We start from the raw sequence: 7,624 nt of genomic DNA on the forward strand, positions 1-7,624 counted from the left end.
CTTACGTACAAGTGGCAATACAGGGAGTACGGGGAATTCCCTAAGCTCCCTCCATGCTCGCTCTTACTCCCACTTCAGCCGCTCGCGTGACGCTTTCCGCCGCGGCTTTTCTCTTGGTCACCGCCGTCGCCGGCGCCCAGCAGGCGAACACGAATTCCGTCTCCGCAGCCGATTCGACGCGCGCCCGCAGGTCCACCTCGCTTGGCGCGGTCACCGTGACGGCCACGCGCCGCGCGACCGATGTGCAGGCCGTGCCCACCCCGGTCAGCGTTCTCGATTCCACCGTGCTTCGCGAGCGGCAGCCGAACACCGCGGCCGACCTGCTGCGTGAACTCCCCGGCGTCGACGTGATCGGCACCGGCACCAATCAGGCCCGCCCGTCAATTCGCGGCCAGCGCGGCCAGCGCATCCTGCTCCTGCAGGATGGCCTGCGCCTCAACAACGCCCGCCGCCAGCAGGACTTCGGGGAGATTCCGGGCATCGTGGATGTCGCAACGATCCAGCGCGTCGAAGTCGTGCGCGGCCCGGCGTCGGTGCTGTACGGCACGGACGCGATCGGCGGTGTGATGAACATCATCACCAAGGTGCCGAGCTTCGCGAAGAACGCGCCCCGGGCCGCCGGCGCGCTCGGCTATCGCTATGGCAGCGCCGGCCAACTCACGCGCGGCGAGGCGTCACTCAGCGGGCGCGCCGGCAACTTCGTGGTGCTCGCCACGGGCGCCAAGCGCGACGCGGGGAACTATGATGCGCCCAAGGGGCGCTACGGCCACATCAACTTCACGGACGACATCACGCTGCAGAACGCCGGCGTCAGCGACAAGAACGCCTCCCTCTACCTGGGGTGGCGGTACAAGTCGGGGACCGGCGCCTTCGTGCGCGCCGAAACCTACGACGCCAAGAATGCCGGCTTCGGCTACATCGACCCGGCGATCATCGGCGGCAGCCAGACCAGGATCCAGATCACCTATCCCAACCAGCACTTCACGAAGTGGAGCGCCGGCTTCAGCACCGGCGTGCTCACCGGCGCGAAGGTGCTCGACAAGGCCGACTTCATCGCCTACCGGCAGGTCAACGGCCGCGACCTGGCGCAGAGCATCTTCGCGCCATTCGGCGCGCCGTATCCCCCCACCGCCGGCATCGACATCCAGACGCGCAACCACACCGACCTGACGACGAGCGGCTTCCGCGCCGAGGCGACCAAGATCTTCTCGCGCGACATCATCGTCTACGGCGTGGACTATTTCCACGACAACGCCGTGGGCCGCGACTCGAGCCAGACGACGATGTACGGGTTCGGTCCGCCGAGGCCCAAGTCGAAGACCACGCCCTCGCTCCCGTCGGCGACACTGTCCAGCACCGGCGTCTTCGTGCAGAACGACCTGCGCCTGCACGATCGCCTGTCGCTGATCGTCGGCGGCCGCTGGCAGCGCGTGAGTTCGGAGGCCCTGCCGACGACCGGACTGGCGACGATCCCGCCGGGTGACGCGCAGTCGACGGGCGTCTTCGCGACGAACGCGCTGTTCAAGCTGACGTCGCAGCTCAACCTGGTGGCCTCGATGGGGCGCGGCTTCCGCGCGCCGAACCTGGTGGAGCGCTACTTCAACGGCCCCACGCCGGAAGGCTCGGCCTACCAGTCCGCGACGCCGGACCTGAAGCCCGAGCAGAGCCTCAACACGGATCTCGGGCTCAAGTTCCGCAACGATCGCCTGGCCTTCGAGACGTTCGTGTATCGCAATGACATCCGCAACGCGGTGCGCATCTCGGCGACCGGGGCGAAGATCAACAACCTGCCCGAGTACCGGAACGTGAACGTGGGCAAGCTGCGCGCCTCCGGGTACGAAGCGACCGGGACGATGCTCTTCGCGCACGGCCTCTCGGCGTCGGCCAACTATTCGCAGGTGAAGAGCGTGAACCTGCTCGACCGCACCATTCCGATCGGCGACACGTATGCCACCAAGCTGGTGGGAACGGTCGGTTGGCGCGCGGCGAGCGGCCGCGGCTGGGTGGAGTACGCGGTGCGCCGCAACGGCGAGCAGAAGGACATCATCGCCGGGTCGAGCCCGGTGGGGAACACGCTCCCGGCGTTCGTGGTGCAGAACCTGCGCGGGGGCGCCCACCTGTTCACCATCGGCGGGATGCGGCAGGACCTCGACCTGCAAGTGAACAACCTGACAAACAAGCTCTACGCCGAGGCGGCCAATGCGGGATTCTTCCGCCCGGAACCGGGGCGCAACGTCGTGGTGGCGGTGCGTTCGAGCTTCTGATCGATAGTCGGCTGCGCCGTCCCCCTTGCGGCGCAGCCAGCGGGCGCACGGCCTCCTGGCAATCATCGGCGCCCGCAGTACCAACGGCCCGCATCCGGCATCACGCCGGGTGCGGGCCGTTTGGCTTGCCGTCGCGATAGCTGCGGTGCGATCGTCGCGGTCGCGCTAGTCGCGACCGCGCCGCGGCACCACACGGTCGAGTGACTGGTCCAGGCGGTTCACAAAGTCGGCGATGGTGCGGACCGCCGCCATGAAGCGTCCGGCGTCCACCCGGTCCAGGTCGTCGGTGACCCGGTGATAATCGGCGTGGTCTTCGACGCCGAAGTACACAAACGGAATGCCCTTGGCGTGGAACGCCGCCTGATCGGATTGGCTGATCCAGTTCTCGAGGCCGTCCGCGGCGGTGACATCGTGCCCCAGCCTCAGCTTCACCGGGGCCACCCGCGCGGTGGCGCGCAGCAGGCGGCCGAGGAACGGATACGGCGTCGCACCCGCAGCGTACAGTTCGTTCTTGTCGAGGCGTGCCACCATGTCGAGGTTGACGTCAACCGCGAGGCGTCGCAGCGGAATGGGCGGCGACTCGACGAACGCCTTCGCCCCGCGCAGCCCCGCCTCCTCGCCGTCGAAGAACGCGAAGATCATCGAGTGCTGCGGGGGATGGACCGCATACCACTCGGCCAGCGCGAGCGCCGCCGCCGTGCCCGACGCATTGTCATCGGTGCCGTTGTAGACCTGGCCGTTTCGCACGCCGAGGTGGTCGAAGTGCGCGCTCACCACGATGGCCCGGCTGGTGTCGGCACCGCGCACGATGCCCAGCACATTCACGCCGTCGAGTGTCGAGGTATCGCGCCAGGCGACGTCGAAGTGCTGCACGTAGCCGGGGACGAGCGGCGCGACACCGAGCTCCTGCAGGCGTCGCACGAGGTATCGACGCGCGGCCGCGTTGCCCCTCGTCCCCATGCGCCGCCCCTCCATGGAATCGGCCGCGAGGACGGAGAGCGCATTCCAGGTCGATGCCGAGTCGATGCTCGGCGGCGGGACCACACCCTGCGCCATCGCCGCGTGACCGAGGGCGGCGAGTGCGAATGCGGAGGCGACGATGCGAAGAGAGGGCATGCGGGATAGTACGCCCGGCGGCCCGTTCGTGTTGCGCGCGGGTGTCATGGACGCCTTACCGGGCGTGCTTGTGCATCAACTCCACGAGTTCGTCGTACATCGCCTCGGCTTCCGCGTCGCCCTTGCGGATGGCCGAGGCGGCGCAATGCTTGAGGTGATTGCGCATGAGTTCGCGCGAGACGGCGCGCAGGGCTTCCTGCACCGACGACACCTGCATCAGGATGTCGGCGCAGTAGCGGTCGTCGTCCACCATCTTCTGCAAACCGCGCACCTGCCCCTCGATGCGCTTGAGGCGCGTGACATTGCGCGCCTTGATGCCGGCATCGACGGCCACCGCGTGGCGCGGGGTATCCTCGTGCACGGCGCAGCCGCATCCGGCTGGCGGCACGACAGGTTTCTTCGACATCAGGCACGTGCCTCGTGGAGGGGCGCCACGCGCCGCGGTCTCCACGTCCGCAGGCGCAGCGAGTTGGTGACAACCGAGACTGAACTGAACGCCATGGCGGCACTGGCGAGAATCGGGCTCAGCTGGAGCGCGAACGACGGGTAGAGCACGCCGGCCGCCACCGGAATGCTGATGACGTTGTAGATGAAGGCCCAGAAGAGATTCTGCTTCATCACGCGCATGGTGCGGCGCGACAGTGCGATCGCGTCTGCCAGGCCGTGCAGGTCGCCGCGGACCAGGGCGACATCGGCGGCCTCGACCGCCACGTCGGTGCCCGTGCCGATGGCGACGCCGACGTCGGCCTGCGCGAGCGCCGGCGCGTCGTTGATGCCGTCACCGACCATCGCGACGACGCGCCCCTCGCCCTGCAACCGCTGCACCTCCGCCACCTTGCCGTCGGGCAGCACCTCGGCGACCACGCGCGGAATGCCGGCCTGCGCCGCCATCGCCTCCGCGGTGCGCCGGTGGTCGCCGGTCAGCATCACGACGTCGAGCCCCATCGCCTTCAGGCGTTCGACGGCGGCGCGCGACGTCGCACGAATCGGATCGGCGATCGCCACGAGCCCCGCGAGCGCGCCATCGACCGCGATGAAGACCGGCGTCTTGGCTTCACCCGTCACGCGGGCCGCGGCCGCCGCGAGCGGCGCGACGTCGACGCCCCAGTCCGCGAGCAACGCGGCATTGCCCGCGGCGATGGCGCGGCCGTCCACGACGCCGGTGGCGCCGCGTCCGGGAACGGCGGCGAACGACTCGGCCTGCCCCACGGCGAGACCGCGCGCCTCGGCGTGGCGCACGATGGCATCGCCCAGCGGATGCTCGGAACTGCGCTCGAGCGACGCGGCGAGCCGCAGCAGTTCGTCGTCCGAGGCAAACGCCGGCGCGCGCACCACGTCGGTGACGCCCGGCTTCCCTTCAGTCACCGTCCCGGTCTTGTCGAGCACGACGGTGGTCACGTCGCCCGCGCGTTGCAGCGCCTCGCCGCCCTTGATCAGCACGCCGAACTCCGCCCCGCGCCCGGTCGCGACCATCACGGCCGTCGGAACCGCGAGACCCATCGCGCACGGGCAGGCGATGATGAGCACGGCCAGCGCCGAGACCAGCCCGCGCACGGCGGCCACGCTGGAGGATGCCCCACTCTGGGTGAGCGCCACGTACCAGATGGCAAAGGTGATCAGCGCCAGCACCATCACCGAGGGGACGAAGACCGCGCTGACGCGATCAGCGAGCGCCTGGATGGGCGCCCGCGAGCCCTGGGCATCGCGCATCAGCTGGACGATCCGCGCCAGCACGCTGTCGGCGCCGACCGTGGTGGCGCGCATCTGGAACGCCCCGTGACCGTTGACCGTTCCGCCCACCACGGCATCGCCCGCCTGCTTGTCGACGGGCATGGACTCGCCGGTGAGCATCGATTCGTCGAGGTCGCTGCCGCCGCGCACGATCACGCCGTCCACGGGGACGCGCTCCCCCGGGCGCACGACAACGTCATCGCCGGGGAGGACGTCGTCGATGTCGATGTCCGACTCGACCCCGCCGCGCACGACGCGCGCCGTCTTCGGGCGGAGCCGCGCGAGCGCGCGCAGCGCCGACGCCGTGCTGCGCTTGGCGCGCGCCTCAAACGCGTTGCCCATCAGGATGAACGCGGTGATGAGGATCACCGCCTCGTAGTAGACATCGGGGGCGACGCCGCGCGAAGCAAAGAAGCCCGGCGCGAAGGTGGCGGCGGCCGAGTAGATGAAGGCCACCCCCGTGCCGACCGCGATGAGCGTGTTCATGTCGGAGGCGCCGTGCCGCGCCGCCGCCCAGGCGCGCGTGTAGAAATGCCGTCCCGCCCACGCCATCACCGCGGCCGTCAGCACGAGGCCGCCGAGCATGAGCGCCTTGGGCGGAATGGCATAGGTCCACGGCACGTACTTCACGAACCAGGGCGTGAAGATTCGCTCCTGCCAGAGCATCAGCGGGTCGTTGCCGGGCGCGCCGGCCACGTGCGCCGTGTACATCATCAGCGGCATCGAGAAGAACATTGCGACCGCTCCGGCGATGCCGGCGACGATGGCGCGCAGGCGCAGGGCACGGAACTCCTCGTCCTGCTTGCGCTCATTCTCATCCTGCGCCTCGAGCGACGTCTTCTCGCCCTTGGGGATCTCCGCCTCGTAGCCCGTGTCGCGGATCGTGTCGACCAGGGCCTGCGGGGACACCACGGTCGGGTCAAACGTGACCGTGGCGTTGTTCAACATCAGGTTGACGGTCGCGTCCGCCACCCCGTCCACCTTGCCCAAGGCGCGCTGGACGCGCGACTGGCAGGCCGCGCACGTCATGCCGCCGACCGGAATCGTGACGCGCGACGCGACTGCGGCGCGGGCGGGCGCGGGTTGGGTGGTGGTGGACATTCGCGCGGCCTACGCGTTGGCCGCAGGATGCGGCGTGTAGCCCTGGTCACGCACGGCCTCGAAGATCTCCTCGACGGTCCGCTTGGCCGGGTCGTACTGCAGCGCGGCGCTGCCGACCAGCACCTGCTGGACGTCGACGCCGTCGAGCGAACGCAGGGCCTTCTGAACGGCCATCACGCAGTGGCCGCAGCTCATGCCATCAATGGTCAGTTGAAGCGACGTCATTTGCACTCCGACGAATCATGGTTAGGTGAAGGGGCACGGGCACGGTGGGGTGCAAGGTGCGAGGGCCCGTGCCCGTGCCCGTGCCTGTAGTTTTATATACCCCCCTCCCCTATGTCAAGCCCCGCCCGGCCAGGCGCTGGTCACACTACGTTTCCCGTATGATCACACCCGCCATTCCCCACCGCGCGCTCGGCTCGCAGGGGCTCCGCGTCTCGGCCGTCGGCCTCGGCTGCATGGGATTCTCGGAGTTCTACGGCGATGCCGCCTCGCGGGCCGCCGTGGACGGCGTCGCGGTGATCCACCACGCCATCGACCACGGCGTGACGCTGCTCGACACGGCCGACATGTACGGCCCGTACCTCAACGAGGAACTCGTGGGTCGCGCCGTGCGCGGCCGTCGCGAGGGCGTGGTGATCGCGACGAAGTTCGGCATCCTGCGCGATCCGAATGAACCGTCGAAGCGCGGCGTCAACGGCCGGCCCGAGTACGTGCGCGCCTCGTGCGAGGGATCGCTGCGGCGCCTCGGCGTCGAGACCATCGACCTGTACTATCAGCATCGCCGCGACAAGACGATCCCGATCGAGGAGACCGTCGGCGCGATGGCGCAACTGGTGCACGAAGGCAAGGTGCGCTTCATCGGACTCTCCGAAGTTTCCGCGGAGACGCTCCGCCGCGCCCATGCCACGCACCCGATCACCGCCGTGCAGAGCGAATGGTCGCTCTGGACGCGCGACTGGGAGCGCACGACGTTCGCGGCGGCTCGCGCCCTCGGCGTCGGCCTCGTGCCCTACAGCCCTCTCGGCCGCGGCTTCCTGACCGGCGCCATCACCGCCGACACGTCGTTTCCCGAGGGCGACTACCGCCACACCAGTCCGCGCTTCGTCGGCGAGAATCGCGCGGCCAACCTGCGCATCGTCGAGGCGGTGAAAGCGGTGGCGGCGAGCAAGGGGTGCACGCCCGCGCAGGTGGCGCTCGCGTGGATCCTCGCGCGCGGCGAGGACGTCGTTCCCATTCCCGGCACCACCAAGGCCGCGCGGATCGACGAGAATCTCGGCGCCTGCGCGGTCGGACTCAGCGCCGCTGACCTCGCGACGCTCGCTGATTCGCTTCCCGCCGCCGCGGGCGACCGATACCCGACGGGAATGCAGGCGCTCGTGGATGAGTGAACGCGGGCCCCCCCCCGGCGG

At 69.5% G+C, this 7,624-nt stretch carries 6 protein-coding genes; 2 read left to right on the forward strand and 4 right to left on the reverse strand.

All coding sequences use genetic code 11. The features are described 5' to 3' along the window. Positions 1 to 53: 53 nt before the first annotated feature. Complete coding sequence (locus VGJ96_13485) at positions 54 to 2,264, forward strand: TonB-dependent receptor (GenBank protein HEY3288125.1); 2,211 nt, start codon at positions 54 to 56, stop codon at positions 2,262 to 2,264. 165 nt (positions 2,265 to 2,429) lie between these two features. Here the strand turns inward: VGJ96_13485 and VGJ96_13490 are convergent, their stop codons facing one another. The 4 genes from VGJ96_13490 to VGJ96_13505 are packed head-to-tail and all read right to left on the reverse strand — an operon-like array spanning position 2,430 to position 6,437. Then, positions 2,430 to 3,380, reverse strand: coding sequence for a M28 family peptidase (locus tag VGJ96_13490; GenBank protein ID HEY3288126.1), 951 nt, complete (start codon positions 3,378 to 3,380; stop codon positions 2,430 to 2,432). Between the two features lie 55 nt (positions 3,381 to 3,435). Then, complete coding sequence (locus tag VGJ96_13495; protein HEY3288127.1) at positions 3,436 to 3,786, reverse strand: metal-sensitive transcriptional regulator; 351 nt, start codon at positions 3,784 to 3,786, stop codon at positions 3,436 to 3,438. Next, positions 3,786 to 6,212: a heavy metal translocating P-type ATPase gene (locus VGJ96_13500; GenBank protein ID HEY3288128.1), complete on the reverse strand. Its 2,427-nt coding sequence runs from the start codon at positions 6,210 to 6,212 to the stop codon at positions 3,786 to 3,788. The genes VGJ96_13495 and VGJ96_13500 overlap by 1 nt, the downstream gene beginning before the upstream one ends. A 9-nt stretch (positions 6,213 to 6,221) precedes the next feature. Beyond that, positions 6,222 to 6,437, reverse strand: coding sequence for a cation transporter (locus VGJ96_13505; GenBank protein HEY3288129.1), 216 nt, complete (start codon positions 6,435 to 6,437; stop codon positions 6,222 to 6,224). Between the two features lie 158 nt (positions 6,438 to 6,595). On the opposite strand from VGJ96_13505, the gene VGJ96_13510 reads away from it, so the two are divergent. Further along, positions 6,596 to 7,603, forward strand: a complete 1,008-nt coding sequence (locus VGJ96_13510; GenBank protein HEY3288130.1) for an aldo/keto reductase — start codon at positions 6,596 to 6,598, stop codon at positions 7,601 to 7,603. The last annotated feature ends 21 nt before the right edge of the window (positions 7,604 to 7,624 follow it).

The sequence above is a fragment of the Gemmatimonadaceae bacterium genome (assembly GCA_036504815.1).
In the GTDB taxonomy this organism is placed as follows: domain Bacteria; phylum Gemmatimonadota; class Gemmatimonadetes; order Gemmatimonadales; family Gemmatimonadaceae; genus PNKL01.

Bases quoted from the DNA above. Each gene is read 5' to 3' on its own strand.
- VGJ96_13485 (HEY3288125.1), top strand. From the start codon at position 54: ATGCTCGCTCTTACTCCCACTTCAGCCGCTCGCGTGACGCTTTCCGCC.
- VGJ96_13490 (HEY3288126.1), bottom strand. From the start codon at position 3,380: ATGCCCTCTCTTCGCATCGTCGCCTCCGCATTCGCACTCGCCGCCCTC.
- VGJ96_13495 (HEY3288127.1), bottom strand. From the start codon at position 3,786: ATGTCGAAGAAACCTGTCGTGCCGCCAGCCGGATGCGGCTGCGCCGTG.
- VGJ96_13500 (HEY3288128.1), bottom strand. From the start codon at position 6,212: ATGTCCACCACCACCCAACCCGCGCCCGCCCGCGCCGCAGTCGCGTCG.
- VGJ96_13505 (HEY3288129.1), bottom strand. From the start codon at position 6,437: ATGACGTCGCTTCAACTGACCATTGATGGCATGAGCTGCGGCCACTGC.
- VGJ96_13510 (HEY3288130.1), top strand. From the start codon at position 6,596: ATGATCACACCCGCCATTCCCCACCGCGCGCTCGGCTCGCAGGGGCTC.